15 protein-coding genes are annotated in these 15662 nt (G+C 35.2%); 9 read left to right on the forward strand and 6 right to left on the reverse strand.

Going from position 1 to position 15662, the window contains the following annotated elements; translation table 11 throughout:
- The 7 genes from J0M08_12515 to dacB all read left to right on the forward strand — a co-directional run.
- Positions 1-3150 (forward strand): SPOR domain-containing protein (locus J0M08_12515; GenBank protein MBN8703882.1); only part of this gene is annotated, 3150 nt, incomplete at its 5' end.
- Positions 3151-3205: 55 nt separating this feature from the next.
- Positions 3206-3493 carry an ATP-dependent Clp protease adaptor ClpS gene (locus J0M08_12520; GenBank protein MBN8703883.1) on the forward strand — a complete coding sequence of 96 codons (288 nt, stop codon included), beginning with the start codon at positions 3206-3208 and terminating at the stop codon, positions 3491-3493.
- A 4-nt stretch (positions 3494-3497) separates the two neighbouring features.
- Complete coding sequence (locus tag J0M08_12525) at positions 3498-4304, forward strand: M48 family metallopeptidase (GenBank protein MBN8703884.1); 807 nt, start codon at positions 3498-3500, stop codon at positions 4302-4304.
- Entirely contained in the window at positions 4305-4769 is a 465-nt protein-coding gene (locus tag J0M08_12530) for an NfeD family protein (protein ID MBN8703885.1), read from the forward strand.
- A 66-nt stretch (positions 4770-4835) separates the two neighbouring features.
- The gene (gene floA, locus J0M08_12535) at positions 4836-5825 is read left to right on the forward strand and encodes a flotillin-like protein FloA (GenBank protein ID MBN8703886.1); all 990 of its coding nucleotides are present in this window, start codon (positions 4836-4838) and stop codon (positions 5823-5825) included.
- A 28-nt stretch (positions 5826-5853) separates the two neighbouring features.
- Positions 5854-7851, forward strand: coding sequence for a tetratricopeptide repeat protein (locus tag J0M08_12540; GenBank protein ID MBN8703887.1), 1998 nt, complete (start codon positions 5854-5856; stop codon positions 7849-7851).
- A gap of 7 nt (positions 7852-7858) precedes the next feature.
- Positions 7859-9424 (forward strand): D-alanyl-D-alanine carboxypeptidase/D-alanyl-D-alanine-endopeptidase, encoded by a 1566-nt coding sequence (gene dacB, locus J0M08_12545; protein MBN8703888.1) that lies wholly within the window; start codon positions 7859-7861, stop codon positions 9422-9424.
- A gap of 6 nt (positions 9425-9430) precedes the next feature.
- Here dacB and tgt read toward each other — a convergent pair whose 3' ends face one another.
- Positions 9431-10561 (reverse strand): tRNA guanosine(34) transglycosylase Tgt, encoded by a 1131-nt coding sequence (gene tgt / locus J0M08_12550; protein MBN8703889.1) that lies wholly within the window; start codon positions 10559-10561, stop codon positions 9431-9433.
- Positions 10551-11216 (reverse strand): hexitol phosphatase HxpB, encoded by a 666-nt coding sequence (gene hxpB / locus J0M08_12555; protein MBN8703890.1) that lies wholly within the window; start codon positions 11214-11216, stop codon positions 10551-10553. Before hxpB ends, tgt begins: the two co-directional genes overlap by 11 nt.
- Before the next feature lie 101 nt (positions 11217-11317).
- On the opposite strand from hxpB, the gene J0M08_12560 reads away from it, so the two are divergent.
- Positions 11318-12445 (forward strand): glycosyltransferase, encoded by a 1128-nt coding sequence (locus tag J0M08_12560; protein ID MBN8703891.1) that lies wholly within the window; start codon positions 11318-11320, stop codon positions 12443-12445.
- Complete coding sequence (locus tag J0M08_12565; GenBank protein ID MBN8703892.1) at positions 12433-13050, forward strand: sigma-70 family RNA polymerase sigma factor; 618 nt, start codon at positions 12433-12435, stop codon at positions 13048-13050. The genes J0M08_12560 and J0M08_12565 overlap by 13 nt, the downstream gene beginning before the upstream one ends.
- Before the next feature lie 14 nt (positions 13051-13064).
- Here the strand turns inward: J0M08_12565 and J0M08_12570 are convergent, their stop codons facing one another.
- The 4 genes from J0M08_12570 to J0M08_12585 all read right to left on the reverse strand — a co-directional run bounded on the left by J0M08_12570 (position 13065) and on the right by J0M08_12585 (position 15661).
- Positions 13065-13808, reverse strand: coding sequence for a shikimate dehydrogenase (locus J0M08_12570; GenBank protein MBN8703893.1), 744 nt, complete (start codon positions 13806-13808; stop codon positions 13065-13067).
- Positions 13808-14440 (reverse strand): DedA family protein, encoded by a 633-nt coding sequence (locus tag J0M08_12575; protein MBN8703894.1) that lies wholly within the window; start codon positions 14438-14440, stop codon positions 13808-13810. The genes J0M08_12570 and J0M08_12575 overlap by 1 nt, the downstream gene beginning before the upstream one ends.
- A gap of 82 nt (positions 14441-14522) precedes the next feature.
- Positions 14523-14837: a rhodanese-like domain-containing protein gene (locus tag J0M08_12580; GenBank protein MBN8703895.1), complete on the reverse strand. Its 315-nt coding sequence runs from the start codon at positions 14835-14837 to the stop codon at positions 14523-14525.
- A gap of 41 nt (positions 14838-14878) precedes the next feature.
- Positions 14879-15661 carry a phosphosulfolactate synthase gene (locus J0M08_12585; GenBank protein ID MBN8703896.1) on the reverse strand — a complete coding sequence of 261 codons (783 nt, stop codon included), beginning with the start codon at positions 15659-15661 and terminating at the stop codon, positions 14879-14881.
- Between the last annotated feature and the right edge of the window lies 1 nt (position 15662).

Here is a 15662-nt window from a genome sequence, read left to right on the forward strand (position 1 = left end):
CAAAATTCAACACTTGAGGGTAAAGAAAATCAGAAGACAATATATACGCAGTGGGTTGCCGATTTAGAAAAACAATTGCTATTTACAAAGGATGAAGTTGCAAAAACTACCGATGTAGAGTATAAAAAAGTGTTAGAAGAAAAGATTCAAAGTATTGATAAACAATTGCAAGAGAAAAAGCAATTGGTAGCGACTACTACCGAAGAAATACAGCAAATAAAACAAAGGGAAACTGTTGCGGTAGTGCAAGAAACAGTTGTTCCAGTTACTACAACACCTACCACCTCTGTTGAAACGATAAAGCTAGACTCTACAATAAAATCAGCTGCAATAGAAGCCCCTTCAGTTATCGCTACTACCATTGCAGCTTCAACTTCAGCTAATTCGATTAATACGGAAACAACTACAGTTGCGATTACCAATACTGTGGCTGTAAGTGCAACAACTAATACTGTATCCGAATCAGCGGTTGCTGTAAATTCTCCGGTGGTATCTACTACAACTGTTTCTCCGGTTACAACTGCTACTGTTGCCGAAGTTCCACCCGTTAAAATGACCAAGGAAGAAGCGCAGAATCAATCCAAACAATTTGCGCAAGAATCGGCTAAGCTTCAACAAAAAGCAAATGCGGCACGTGCAAAAGCAAACGCTGAAACAGATCCTGCTAAGCGAGATAGTTTATTTGAGGTAGTCATTGCAATAGAAAAGCAAGCCAAACAAAAGCAAGACGAGTCGGCAAAATCCGTTGCTCAAGAGAATAAAATTGAATTTGACAAGAATAGAATTTACTTAGATCAATATGTGCAGTTAGCCGCAAATAACTCATCAACAGAAGCGTCTATGGCAAGTATGTTTGCTGATGAGGCACTTATTTATTTTTCTGAAGCAGAAAAGGAAAGAAAGCAAGCAGCTATTTCTACTAATTATTCTACTCGAAACGGAGCATTGCAAAAAGCGGCAGAAAACGAGCGTATTGCAATTGAAAAACAAAATAAGGCATTGGAAAGTTATAAACTGCTGTATTCGGATTTTAAACCTACAGAAACACCGCAGAAAGTTTTAGCTGCTCCGGTGGTTACACCATCTGTGGCTGCAGTTACAACTCCGTCAACTTCGGTTGCAAGTAGTTCAGCTGTCGAAGCAAAAGCAGATTCTGTTCCGACAAAAGAGGTTACAACATCCATTCAGGCTTCTAATACGAATACCGAAGTTGTTGTTGAGCAAGTTAAAAAAGATACAGCACTTGCTGTCTCTACTCCAACTGTAGCAATATCAACACAACCTATACAGACTCTAACGACTACATCTGCTGCTGTTGCTGTTGTTGAAACGCCTTCTGTTGCTGCTGTTAAGCAAGAAGCACTTGCCTCCGAAGTGTCTGCAGAAATGGCGGTGGATTCCATCAGCCAATTGCCAAAATTAACATCGGAGCAAATTACACAAGTTAAAGAGACAAGAGAATTTAAAAATTTTGTAATACTATCAAACGAAACTGAAATTGCCATGCGTGAGGCCAATGCTGAAAACAAAAAGGCTGAAACCTTAAGATTTAAAGCTGAAGAACAATCTGCTTGGTATTATGAATACAAGGCAAAAGCAACAAGTGCAACGGGGTCAGAGAAAAAAGAGTTTGAAGCAAAGAGAGATTCTGCAGAAGCATTATTAGCTAAATACACACAAGAAGCCGATTCAGTATTCAAATTAGCTAAAAATTCGGAAGCGTCTGCAAATGCAAAAAAGGTGGAAACAGAATTGTTTTTACAGTCTATTAATTCCGGAAATCAAGTGAATGTGTTAGCGGCAGCCAATAAGTCAGGCGTAAATGTAAAACCATATTTGTCTAAATTACCAGCTGTAACTACCACTTCTAGTTCTGCTGTGGCAACAGCAACTACTTCCGCAAGTACCCAACAGGTAGATAATAAGCAGGAAGGTATAACAGTTGCTCAAACACAAACCAATCCAAATCAAACAACACCTAAAGTGTTAGTTCCAGTTAAGAAAACCGAAGTGTTCGAACGCAAAACAACTCCTGTATATTCAAAGAGCAAACCAATACCAATTAATGAGAAGTTGCCTGATGGATTATTATTTAAGGTACAGATTGGGGCATTTAAAAATCCAATTCCTCAAAATTTATTTAAAGGAATTACCCCAATTACAGGAGAAACAACTCCGCAAGGATATATTCGATATACTGCAGGAATATTTACTTTGTTTGAATCTGCTAACAAAACAAAGGATATCATAAAATCATATGGATACAAAGATGCGTTTGTGGTTGCATTTTTAAATGGACAACGAATTCCGCTAAGCCAAGCGCTATCTATGATTGGAGGTTCTACTGCAACTACAATCAATTCGTCAGTTGCAGGTAATACACCTATACAGCAAGTGGTTAATACAGTAACACCATCCTCTTCAACCTCTACTCAAAATGTAGAAGTGAGTAATATAAAGGATGTAAAAGGGCTAATGTATACGGTGCAAGTAGGTGTTTACTCTCGACAAGTATCGTTAGATAAATTGTATGGATTAAGTCCTGTTTATACCGAAAATATGACAAACGGATTATTTAGATATACATCAGGTATTTACAATCGCTCCAAGTTAGCTAATGATGCAAAAAGTAAAATCGTGAATATGGGCATTAAAGATGCATTTGTGGTTGCATTTTTAAATAGTAAACGTATTTCATTACCGGAGGCACAAAAATTGGAGCAGACAGAAGGAGATAAAGTTTTTGCTACATCGACAAATATGAATCAAATGCCAGCTGCAGCTACAAACACATCTTCTTCACAAAATACCGTAACGCAAAGCAACACGACTCAACCTGTTAATGCTTCAACTCTGCCGTCTGGTATTCAAGATTTGGACGATACAAAGCAGAAGGTGTATGCAATTCAGATTGGAGCATTTAAAAATGAAGTTCCGATAGAGATGGCAAATTCATTCATTAAATTAGCCTCTCGAAAAGGAAATATCAAAAATTTTGTTGATGAGAACGGTATGACTGTTTATAGTATTGGAGGTTTTACCGACTACGATCAAGCAGCTAAATTCAAACAAGAAATTGTTACACAAGAGGGCATTAAAGACGCCTTTTTAATTGCAACTCAAAACGGTAAAAAAGTTCCGGTTAAGTAGTTTCTCCTATCAACTATATCCTTGCATTTTTGTACCTTAGCTGAAAATTTTATTTATGGAATTAACAGAACAACTTGTTGAAACCGAATTAGGTGTTTCGATAGATGAATTAATAAAGCCCACAAAAAAGTTGGTAATTTATAATGATGAAGTTAATACATTTGATCATGTCATTGAAAGTTTGATGGATGTGTGCAAACACGAACAAACACAGGCTGTACAATGTACTTACCTTATTCATTTTAAAGGAAATTGCGTGGTTAAAAATGGCGAATACAAGAAATTGAAACCTATGTACGAAGCATTGCAAGAAAGAAAATTAACCGTTAAAATCGAAGAATAAGAGTATGAAAAGTAAGTATGTGTTGTTTTTTGCGGTTGTATCAGTAATGTTTTTTTCGTGTACTAAAGTTCCTGTAACAGGTCGAAAACAATTGAATTTATTGCCAGAGAGTCAAATGATGGCAATGAGTGTAACTGGCTATAAAGATGTATTAACAAAAAATCAAAGTAAGGTGTTGCCTGCTACCGATTCTCGGGTGCAAATGGTTAGAAATGTAGGAGCTAAAATTTCTGCTGCAGTAAATAAATACTTGTCGCAACACCAACAAAGTAAACGTGTACAAGGTTTTAAGTGGGAGTATAATGTAATTGATGATAATACGGTGAATGCTTGGTGCATGTCCGGAGGAAAAATTGTTTTTTATACGGGAATTTTACCGGTTACTCAAGATGAAACTGGATTGGCCGTTGTAATGGGACACGAGATTGCACACGCAATTGCTCGTCATGGAAACGAGCGAATGAGTCAAGGTTTGGCCGTTCAAACAGGAGGAATGGCTGTTCAGGTTGCATTATCTCAAAAGCCTGCACTAACTCAAAATTTATTTTTGCAATCATATGGTATTGCATCTGAATTAGGCATGTTAAAGTATTCAAGAACACACGAAAGTGAAGCAGATAAAATGGGATTGATTTTTATGGCGATGGCGGGCTATAATCCTTCAAAAGCAGCTGAATTTTGGCAACGTATGTCCAAACTAGGAGGTGGTAAAACACTTGAAATTTTAAGCACGCATCCAAGCGATGAAACTAGAATTAAAGATATTCAAGCATTTTTACCAAAAGCGTTGAAATATTATACCGGAAAATAAATGACACTAACTGCTATTGTACTTCTTATTGCATTGGGATTATTACTTCTAGCGTTGGAAGTGTTAATTCTTCCTGGTTTGATTGTTGGTGTGATTGGAGGTGTGTTGATTTTAATAGGTGTTGGAGCTTCGTATATCTCTTTTGGCCCTGCCACTGGTAATTACGTATTGTTGGGAACAGTAATATCTTCAGTTATAACGGGAGTATTGATATTTAGATCGGGTACGTGGAAAAAAGCATCGTTAAGTACTACCTTAACCGGAAAGGTAAATACTATTGACGAACAAAAAATTAAAGTTGGAGATATTGGCATTACACTTTCTAGAATTTCTCCAATGGGTAAGGCACTTGTTAATGGAGAGGAATATGAAGTTACCTCGGTAGATGTATTGATAAATGAAAATACGCAAGTGGTAGTTAAAAAAATAGACCACAATAAAGTTCTAGTATCCCCACTTTCATAGTGTTTATTTCTGCATCTTTTATACATTTGCATACGTAAAAATTATAAACTAAAATATTTTAAAATCATGGGTAGTGTTGTATTCTTTTTTGTTATTGCCATTGGCGGAATAGTTGGGTTGTCCATCTTACTTTATTTGGTGCCGGTAGGTTTGTGGTTTTCGGCTTTGTTATCCGGAGTTAGAATTTCGTTATTGCAATTGATATTTATGCGTTGGAGAAAGGTGCCTCCATCCATTATTGTAAATGCGATGATAAACTCGAGCAAAGCAGGATTGAACTTGACAAGAGATGAGTTGGAAGCACATTTTCTTGCCGGTGGTCATGTGCAAAAGGTAGTGAATGCATTAATTTCAGCCGATAAAGCAAATATTCCGTTGGAATTTAAAGCAGCAACAGCAATTGATTTGGCAGGACGAGATGTGTTTGAAGCAGTTCAAATGTCTGTTAATCCTAAGGTAATTAATACTCCTCCGGTTGCAGCAGTTGCGAAAGATGGTATTCAATTGATTGCAAAAGCCAGAATTACTGTACGTGCTAATATTAAACAATTGGTGGGTGGAGCAGGAGAAGAAACAATTTTAGCTCGTGTTGGTGAAGGTATTGTTACTTCTATTGGTTCAGCATTATCTCATAAGCAAGTACTAGAAAATCCGGATTCTATTTCAAAAGTTGTTTTGGCGAAAGGGTTAGATTCGGGTACTGCATTTGAAATTCTTTCTATTGATATTGCTGATATTGATGTTGGTTTAAATATTGGAGCTAAATTGCAAATGGATCAAGCGAATGCAGATAAAAATATTGCACAAGCCAAAGCAGAAGAAAGAAGAGCAATGGCAATTGCATCCGAGCAAGAAATGAAATCCAAAGCGCAGGAAGCTCGTGCAAAAGTTATTGAGGCAGAAGCAGAAGTGCCAAAAGCTATGGCAGAGGCATTCCGTAATGGTAATTTAGGAATAATGGATTATTATAAAATGCAAAATATTCAAGCTGATACCGAAATGCGCGATTCTATTGCTAAGCAACAAGTAAATAAAAATAATCCGAAGAAAGATTAGTTTATTTTAATGTAATGACAAACTAATTTTGCTAAAAATTCTATTAAATAAAAGCACTTACAAATTTATTTTTGTAAGTGCTTTTTTGTTTGTAGGATGTTCTAATCAACAGGATAAAAATGTATCATCATCCAACACCACAATCAAATCAATAGGATACCTAAATCATTCTGATACGGCCACTTATGTTGAAAAGCAAGCGTGTCGACTTTGTCATCAATCCATTTACGATAGTTTTATTCAAACCGGGATGGGCCAATCTTTTGATACGGCATCATCCACAAAGAGTGCTTCGTTTGGACTTAAAGAATCTGGTATCTATGATAAATTTTTGAATTTGCATTACCAAGCTTATTGGAAGAGTGATCAATTCTATTTTAATGAGTTTAGATTAGCTAACAAAGATACCACACATAGCAGAGTTGAACAGGTAGATTATATTATAGGTTCAGGGCAGCATACCAATTCACATCTGTTAAACTCCAATGGCTATTTGTACCAAATGCCAATGACTTTCTATACTCAAAAGAAACACTGGGATCTGCCACCTGGATTTGAAAGTGGCAACAATACTCGTTTTAGTCGGAAGATTGGATTGGAGTGTATGAGCTGTCATAATGGATATCCCGATTTTGTAGTTGGCTCAGAAAATAAATATAGTAAGGTTCAAAATGGTATAGATTGCGAGCGCTGCCATGGTCCCGGAAGTATTCATGTAGAAAAGAAATCGGCCGGAGAAAAAATAGACACTTCTAAATATATAGATTACAGTATCGTAAATCCGGCTAAACTTCCAATTGATTTACAGTTTGATCTATGCCAACGATGTCATTTGCAAGGAAATGCAGTGCTTAAGGAAGGTAAATCATTTTATGACTTTAAGCCTGGTATGAAATTGTCTGAAGTGATGACCGTTTTTTTGCCAAGATATAACGATTCAGAAGAAAGTTTTATCATGGCGTCTCATGCTGATAGATTAAAGCAAAGCAAGTGTTTTTTGGCTAGTTCAGTTAATGCACAAACTAAAAACGAATTAAAGCCATATAAAAATGGATTGACATGTGTTACTTGTCATAACCCACATGTAAGCGTTAAGAAATTGAATTCAAATCATTTTAATGCAGTTTGCAGTAGTTGTCATAAATCTTCTTCCGCATGCGCAGAACTTGAATCTAAACGATTGGCAGTAAGTAACAATTGTGTTAGTTGCCACATGCCTAAATCTGGTTCTTCCGATATACCTCATGTTTCTATTACTGATCATTTTATTCGTAAGCCTTTAGACAAAAAGAAAATAGCTGAAATTAGAAAGTTTGTTCGGTTGGCCGCTATTAATCAAAAGAATCCTGATTCAATAACAATTGCAAAGGCATACCTCAATCAGTATGAAAAATTTGAACAAGAAAAATTCTACTTGGATTCTGCTAGCAATTATTTGAGTAATAATAATTATAGTAAGGAAAAGTTGCGTGAATTAATTAGGTATTATTTTTTCAAAGCAGATAATACTCAACTGGTTTCCTTTGCTGAGAAGAATAAATTATTGACTCAGTTCAATTCCAAATCATGGATGAATGATGATGCTTGGGCTTGCTATAGAGTAGGACAGGCATACCAGCAGCTTGGTAATACAGTGCAAGCATATAGTTATTATCAAAGAGCTATTGAGCTAGCACCTTTTATTTTAGATTTTAAAAATAAATATGCAACAACCTTAATTGCACTTGATAAAAGTAAAGAAGCGGAAACTATTCTACGTGATATTATAAAAGAAGATGGAAAGTATGCTGCTGCATATTGTAATTTGGGATATTTACTTTTGTTGCAAGGAAATAGTTTAGAGGCTGAGAAAAACTATAAAATAGCATTATCCTTAGATCCCAATTATGAGCAAGCATTATTAAATTTGGCAGGTTTATGTATTTATAAAAAAGATAACACTAAAGCATTGTATTATGTTAGAGAGGTCTTGAAGGTCAATCCGAATAATAATACAGCAAAAAGTATATTCCAACAACTTAATTAATATTAGAATGAACAGAAAACAAGTTATTGCATTAATTGTTGTATTTGTTGCAATCATAGTATTGACAAGTGCGTTTTATCTGTATTTTTTATTTCCTTCTCAACCTACTATAAAAGCTGTTCCAGATAGAAAAATTAGTTTATTTCCAAAGAAGAGAGAAAAAGTAGTTAATCCTCCAACTTTAGACAGTTTGCTTATCGCTATTAAGAATCTTGCCGAAGGAGATTCTATGAGACATGGCAACTTTGGTTTTTATTTGGCATCATTAGATAGTGGAAATGTTTTGGCAGAGTATAATAGCGAATTAAGTTTGGTGCCTGCCTCAGTATTAAAAACCGTTACTACTGGAGTTGCATTGGCTAAATTGGGTCCCGGATTTACTTATACAACTAGATTGCAGTACGATGGAACTATTGATAAAGCAAAGAAAACGTTAAATGGCAATATTTATATTAAAGGAATGGGGGATCCTTCTCTCGGATCTCCTGTTTTTTATGAAAAGGGAGAGAAGGATGTTTTAGCTAGATGGCTTGCCGCAATTAAATCGTTAGGTGTTGATACTATCAATGGTTCTATAATAGGCGATGACAGTGAGGTTGATAATGATCCAATTTCTGTAGGTTGGGCATGGGAAGATATTCAAAGTGATTATGGTGTTGGACCAAGTGGACTTTCTTTTCGCGAAAATTTGTTTGATGTCTATTTGACTGGAGGTAGTCCCCATTTTAAAGTTGATCCTGCTGTTCCTCAATTAAAACTGTATAATAAAGTTGCTGGCAGTGTAGGTCCAATAAAAAATTATGCCTACGTAACAGGTGGTCCTTACTTAAATGAAAAAGTAATATTGGGTGAAGTAGAGAAAGGCGCTGAATTTAAGATTCAGTCGGCCGTTCCAGACGCACCTCTTTTTTGTGCATTTAATTTATTTAACACACTTAGAGAAAATAAGATTATTATTCGTGATTCTATCAATACAATTCGTGTATTAAACAATAACGATAAAAAACTACTATTACCTAGAACTACCATAAATACAATTTATTCACCTGCTTTAGCATCACTTGTATATCATACAAATCATGTGAGTCAGAACTTTTATGCTGAATCTATTTTACGTACGATGTCTTTAATGGAACATGGGTATGGAAGTACTGCCGGAGGAACGAATGTGGTGTATAAATATTTTACAGGAAAAGATATTCGGTTGGGAGGCTTTTACATGGTTGATGGTAGTGGACTTTCCAGGTTTGATGGTATTTGTACTAGGCAATTAGCTCAAATGCTGAGAGTGTTTGCAATGGATAGCACAGTTTTTCCTGCGTTTTACAACTCTTTACCAATCGCTGGTCAATCCGGAACCCTAAGTTCAATTTGTAAAGGAACATGCGCAGAAAAAAATATTAGAGCAAAAAGTGGCTATATGACCCGTGTTCGTTCGTATGCGGGTTATGTTACAACAAAAGGAAATCAAAAATTAGTCTTTGCCATGATTGCCAATAATCATGGATACGATGTGATGGGAATGCGCGGCAAGCTGGAGGAATTAATGGTTAAAATGGCTGAGTTGGAATAGTTTCAATTAAAGTCGCTGACCTAATTTGACAACCATTTTATTTTTCCATTCTACAAACGTTCCTGCAAGTATATTTTTTCTTGCTTCTTTAACTAACCACAAATAGAAGGCAAGATTGTGTAACGATGCAATTTGAGCAGCCAAAAATTCTTGTGCATGAAATAAGTGTCTTAAATATGCCTTAGAGTAGGCACTGTCAACATAACTTGTACCGTTTGAATCTAAAGGGGAAAGATCATTTTTCCATTTTTCATTTTTGATATTTATAACACCTTCGCTGGTGAATAAAATGCCATGTCGGGCATTGCGGGTAGGCATTACACAATCCATCATATCTATTCCCAATGCAATTGATTCAATAATGTTTATGGGTGTTCCTACACCCATTAAATAGCGTGGTTTGTCTTTTGGTAAAATATCGCACACTAATTCTGTCATTTCGTACATCATTTCAGCTGGTTCACCAACAGAAAGTCCTCCAATAGCATTTCCTTCTCTCCCTTTAGATGCAATTGTTTCAGCAGATTTTACTCTTAAGTCTTTGTAGGTGCTGCCTTGCACAATTGGGAATAAAGCTTGTGCATAACCATATTTTGGTACTGTTTCGTCAAAGCGTTTGATACATCTGTCAAGCCATCTGTGTGTCAACTCCATTGACTTTCTTGCATATTCAAAGTCGCAAGGGTAGGGGGTGCACTCATCAAAAGCCATCATAATATCTGCACCAATGGTGCGCTCTATGTCCATTACATGTTCGGGTGTAAATAAATGTTTTGATCCATCAATATGCGATGTGAATTTTACACCTTCTTCTGTAATCTTTCGGCTATTAGCCAGTGAAAAAACTTGATATCCTCCACTATCCGTAAGCATGTTGCCATCCCAGCCAATAAACTTATGCAAGCCGCCTGCCTGCTCTATAATTGGCAGCTGCGGGCGTAAATAAAGATGGTAGGTGTTGCCTAGTATTATTTGAGCTTTTACATCGTTTTTTAATTCATGCTGATGAACAGCTTTTACTGTTCCAACAGTTCCAACAGGCATAAATATTGGAGTTTCAATTACGCCATGATCCGTTTCTATAACTCCTGCTCTAGCCTTGGATGCAGTATCTGTTTGTGATATGTTAAATTTCACGATTAAATTGGTTTAAATGCTCTAATGTAAAGTCCTCTAAGGAATTAATTTTTAAATCTGCGATATCAAATTTTTTGTTGGTATAATAATCTTGATTAGGCACACAAACAGTTTTCATACCCGCATTTTTAGCTGCAAGTAAGCCGTTGTAAGAATCTTCAAATACCAAACAAGATTCAGCGGTAACACTTAAAAATTTCGCAGTGCTAATAAATATTGCAGGATCGGGCTTCCCCTTTTTTTCAAACTCTGCAGAGTGAATAGTATGAAACAAGTGTTTTATGTTGAATTTTTCTGCTACGGCATGAATCAAATTCAACGGAGAAGAAGACGCAATTGCAATGGGCATTTTTAAGTCTACCAATAAATTTATTGTTGCAAATACACCTGGTAAAGGCTGTCCCTTATCTTTTATAAGTGTTGTAAGTTTTGTGATTACATTTTTTTCTACTTCTTCTAATGATAAATTATTCCATGGGTATTGGGAATGCCAGTGTTTAACCACCTCATCAAGGCGTAATCCCATCGTTTGCATGCAAAGCTCTTTAGTTAATTTCACTCCCACTTTTTGGAACTCCTCTATTTCTGCCTCTTGCCAAAGAGGTTCTGAGTCAATTAACAACCCATCCATGTCAAAAATTACGGCTTTTATCATGGCGCAAATCTAGTAAGAAAAAACAATTGTTAATTACTTTGTTTATAACACAATTTATAATTTATAGAAAGAACACAGCCTCGGTTTATTTTTGTAGTACTATGATATTGGACTTCGAATTGATAGGTTTAGTTGTTGCAGGTGTTTTTTTTCTTGCTTTGCTTATTCAATTGTATTTTTTGTTATTCGTGTTTTATAAGCTAGCTTTTTTTAAGAAGAAAGAATCCTCCTTAAATTTTATACCAGTTTCTGTAATTATATGTGCGCGTAATGAGGAACAAAATTTAGTAAAAAATTTGGCATCTATTTTAGAGCAAGAGTATCCTACATACGAAGTAGTAGTGGTAAATGATTGCTCATACGACAATACTGCGGATATACTAGAAGAGTTTGCTAATAAGCATAGCCATCTCAAAATTGTTACTATAAAAGAAGATGAACAACACATGCATGGCAAAAAATTTGCTGTAATGGTTGGTATTAAAGGTGCAAAATATGAGCACTTGCTGTTTACCGATGCCGATTGTAAGCCGTATAGTAAAAAATGGATTGAAGCAATGGCGGGCAATTTTACCGATTCAAAAAAGGTAGTTTTAGGTTACGGTGCTTATGAAAAAGGGAAAGGCTTTTTAAGTAAGTTAATTCGTTTTGATGCATTTCTAATTGCGTTTCAATATTTGTCGTTTGCGATTGCAAAAAAGCCATATATGGGCGTTGGTAGAAATTTATCTTATACCAAGAAATTATTTTTTGACAATAAGGGATTTGCTTCTCATTACCATATTAAATCGGGAGATGATGATTTGTTTGTAAATGAAGTAGCAACAACAGATAATTGTGCAGTTGAATTTTCTCATGAAAGCATTACCGTGTCTAAATCCAAAAAATCATTAAAAGAATGGATGCGCCAAAAAAGAAGACACGCAAGTACATTTAGTCACTATAAAAGTTCATCAAAGAATAACCTTGTTTTATTAGGTGTAGGAACTTATCTTTTTTGGGTAGCCTTCATTGCATTGTTAATATTGCAATATGAAGTTTATGTTATTTTGGGAGCATTTGTTTTTAGAATGTTGCTACAAATGATTATATTCAATAGTGCAATGAAAAAACTTAATGAAAAAGATTTGTTTTGGATACTTCCAATACTTGAAATTTCAATTTTATTGTTTTATCCATTGCTTAGTATTTCAAAATTATTTGCGCCAAAAAATAGATGGAACAATTAGATTCTAATAATTTATCAGAAAAAGCTATTTACGACATTAAACTTGTTGAAAGAGCAATTGCAAATGGTGATCAAAAAGCTTATGCAGAGCTGATGACAAGGTATCGTGATTCTGTTTATTTCATGCTATTAAAAATGGTTAACAATAAAGAGGATGCAGACGATTTAACCATTGAAGCGTTTGGGAAAGCATTTAAACGATTGCAACAATACACACCAAATTTTGCTTTTAGTACATGGCTGTTTAAAATAGCATCTAATAATTGTATCGATTTTATAAGAAAAAAGAAGTTAAATAATTCGTATTCTATTGATAAAACATTTACAAATGAAGACGGCAGCCAAAGCTCAGTAGATTTACGCTCAGATTCATTAGACCCGGAGGAAAATGTAATTAAAAAGCAGAAGGTAGAGTTGATGCGAGACGTAGTTGAAAAACTTAAACCTCGCTATCGCCAATTGGTTGAATTGCGTTATTTTGAAGAGTTATCTTACGAAGAAATATCGGATAAGTTAGAATTGCCTGTTGGTACTGTTAAAGCTCAATTATTTAGAGCAAGAGAATTTTTAGCGAATATTCTTAAAACTTCAGAAGGAAAATTTTAATATCTAATTCCAATTTATTCTTGCCAAATCTCCCAAGCTTTTTCGGCTTGCTTTTCTAGCATTTCTAATCCATTACTAGTTTTAGTTCCCATTAATTTCCCTTGTTTTAAAAACAATGTTTCCTCCGGGTTGTATATCAAATCAAATAGTACGTGTTCAGCAGTTAAGTATTGATAAGGAATAGGAGGGTAGCTTGTTACATTGGGGTACATACCTAGCGGAGTTGTGTTTATTATTAAAGCGTGGTTGCGGATAATAGATTCTGTTAATTCGGAGTAGATAAATGTGTTGCTTTTCTTTGTTCTAGAAACAAGTGTGTAATTGATATTGTTTTTTTTTAGCACATAACATACTGCATTAGAAGCCCCACCTGTACCTAAAACTAATGCTGAAATATTCTTAGTAGGTAAAAGTTTTAATAAAGAATATTCAAATCCATACGCATCCGTATTGTAACCTTCTAAAATATATGATTGGTTATAACGCTTAATTTTTATAGTGTTGGCAGCACCTATCTCTTTTACTTCGGGCGATTGAAAATCTAAATATGCAAGTACATCCTTTTTAAATGGAATCGTAATATTTAATCCAATCAGATTTGGGTTTGATGAAATTAAACTAGGTATTTCACTACTATTTTTTAATTCAAATAGTGAATACGAGCAATTTAAAATTTTTTCGTTTTCGAATTTAGCGGTAAAATAATTCTTGGAAAATGAGTGTGAAAGTTGCTTGCCAATTAAACCAAATTCTTGCATTATTTTTTACGCATTTTATATATCTCAATAAACATAGGTAATATGGAAAGAAAAATAATTAGCAAAATTACTTTTTCGAAATTGTGTTTAATAATTGGTATTTGCCCGAAAAAATAACCTAAGAAAAGTAAAGACACAACCCAAATAGCACCGCCAATTAGATTAAACGAAATAAATTTTTTGTAATTCATTTCACCAATACCTGCCACAAAAGGCGCAAAGGTGCGCACAATGGGCATAAAACGAGCCAATATTATTGCTTTTGAGCCATGCTTTTCATAAAACTCATGAGTTTGGTCAATGTATTTTTGTTTTACCAATTGTTTACCCCCAATTTTCCAATGCAGCACCTTTAGTCCGATTTTCTGACCAAGCATATAGTTTATTGTATCGCCAATTACCGCAGCAATAAAAAGTAAAATTAGTAAGTACCAAATATTCAGATATCCTACAGCTGCAAAACTTCCGGCTGCAAACAGCAAGGAATCTCCAGGCAAAAAAGGCATTACCACCAAGCCGGTTTCTACAAAAATTATTAAAAATAGAATCAAGTAGATGTACACACCATATTCACCAATAAGTAATTCCAGCTTTTGGTCGAGGTGAAGGAAATAGTCAAGAAAGTTTTTCATAAGTGTTGTTTTTTTGCACACCCCTAACCCCTCTCAAGAGGGGAAAATAATTATTACATCCCTCGGGAGGGTCAGGGAGGGGTTAATATTTCGGAACAGATGGATCAATTTCGTTCGACCAAGCTGTAATACCGCCTTTTAAATTGTATAAATTGGTAAAGCCTTGTTTTTCTAGCGCTTGAACAATAGCACCAGAGCGTCCTCCGGAGCGGCAGTGAACTACTACTTTTTTTGCTTTAGATATTTTATCTAAATTGAGCATTACTTCTCCCATTGGAATTAGCTCTCCACCAATGGTCGCTATTTCAGCTTCATGCTGCTCACGCACATCAATTAATTGAAAATCTTCTTTTGAATCCAATAGTTGTTTAAGTTCTGATACAGTAATTTCTTTCATTGTAAATTATTTTTACTTTCTGCTGACTAACTTACCAAGTACTAACTATCAATTTTTTTATATTTCTCAGGAAGAAAAGAGAAGAACGTATCTCCTCTCAGTCCTAATCGTAAGCATTCTAGCGGAATAATATCATCCGGTGCAATGTTTCCTAGATTTACATTAGCCCCTAACAGTTTTATAAACCAAACTTGTTGGGCTTTTTGAGGGGCTTCCCACAGAATATTCTCCTTTTTTACTTTCGCTAAAATCTTATTAATCAGTAGCGTGTGAGCGTGTCCATTTGCTCTGTATATACCTACGTTTCCGCTTTCTCTGGCTTCTGCAATTACTTTCCAAGAACCTGCTTCTAGCTCGGCATTCATCATAGACGTCCATTTGGATGGGTGTATGATAATTCCAGCTTCTTTCGATCCAACTTCAGAAAGTACCAATCTGTTTTTTGCCAATTTCGAAATGTATTCACATTTTTTACCGTGATCCATTTCAATAGAGCCATCAGATACTTCGGCAGCATCTACTTTAAATTTGTCAAGTGCTTTTTGGTACTCGTCAAATTGGTTTCGAATAATAAATGCTTCGAACAGTGTACCGCCAAAATACACACGAATGTTAGCGTCTTTATAAATTTTTATTTTTTGCTCTAAGTTTTTTGTTACAAAAGAGGTGCCAAATCCTAGCTTTATAAAGTCGATTAAATGCCCCGATGATTCTACCAAATCTTCTGCCGCACGAATGCTTAGTCCCTTATCCATAACCATGGTAACGCCTTCTTCTCTTGGCTTTATAGGTCTTTCGGGGATGTGTTTTAAATTAAAGTTCATA

Source organism: Bacteroidota bacterium, from assembly GCA_017303975.1.
GTDB lineage: Bacteria > Bacteroidota > Bacteroidia > JAFLBG01 > JAFLBG01 > JAFLBG01.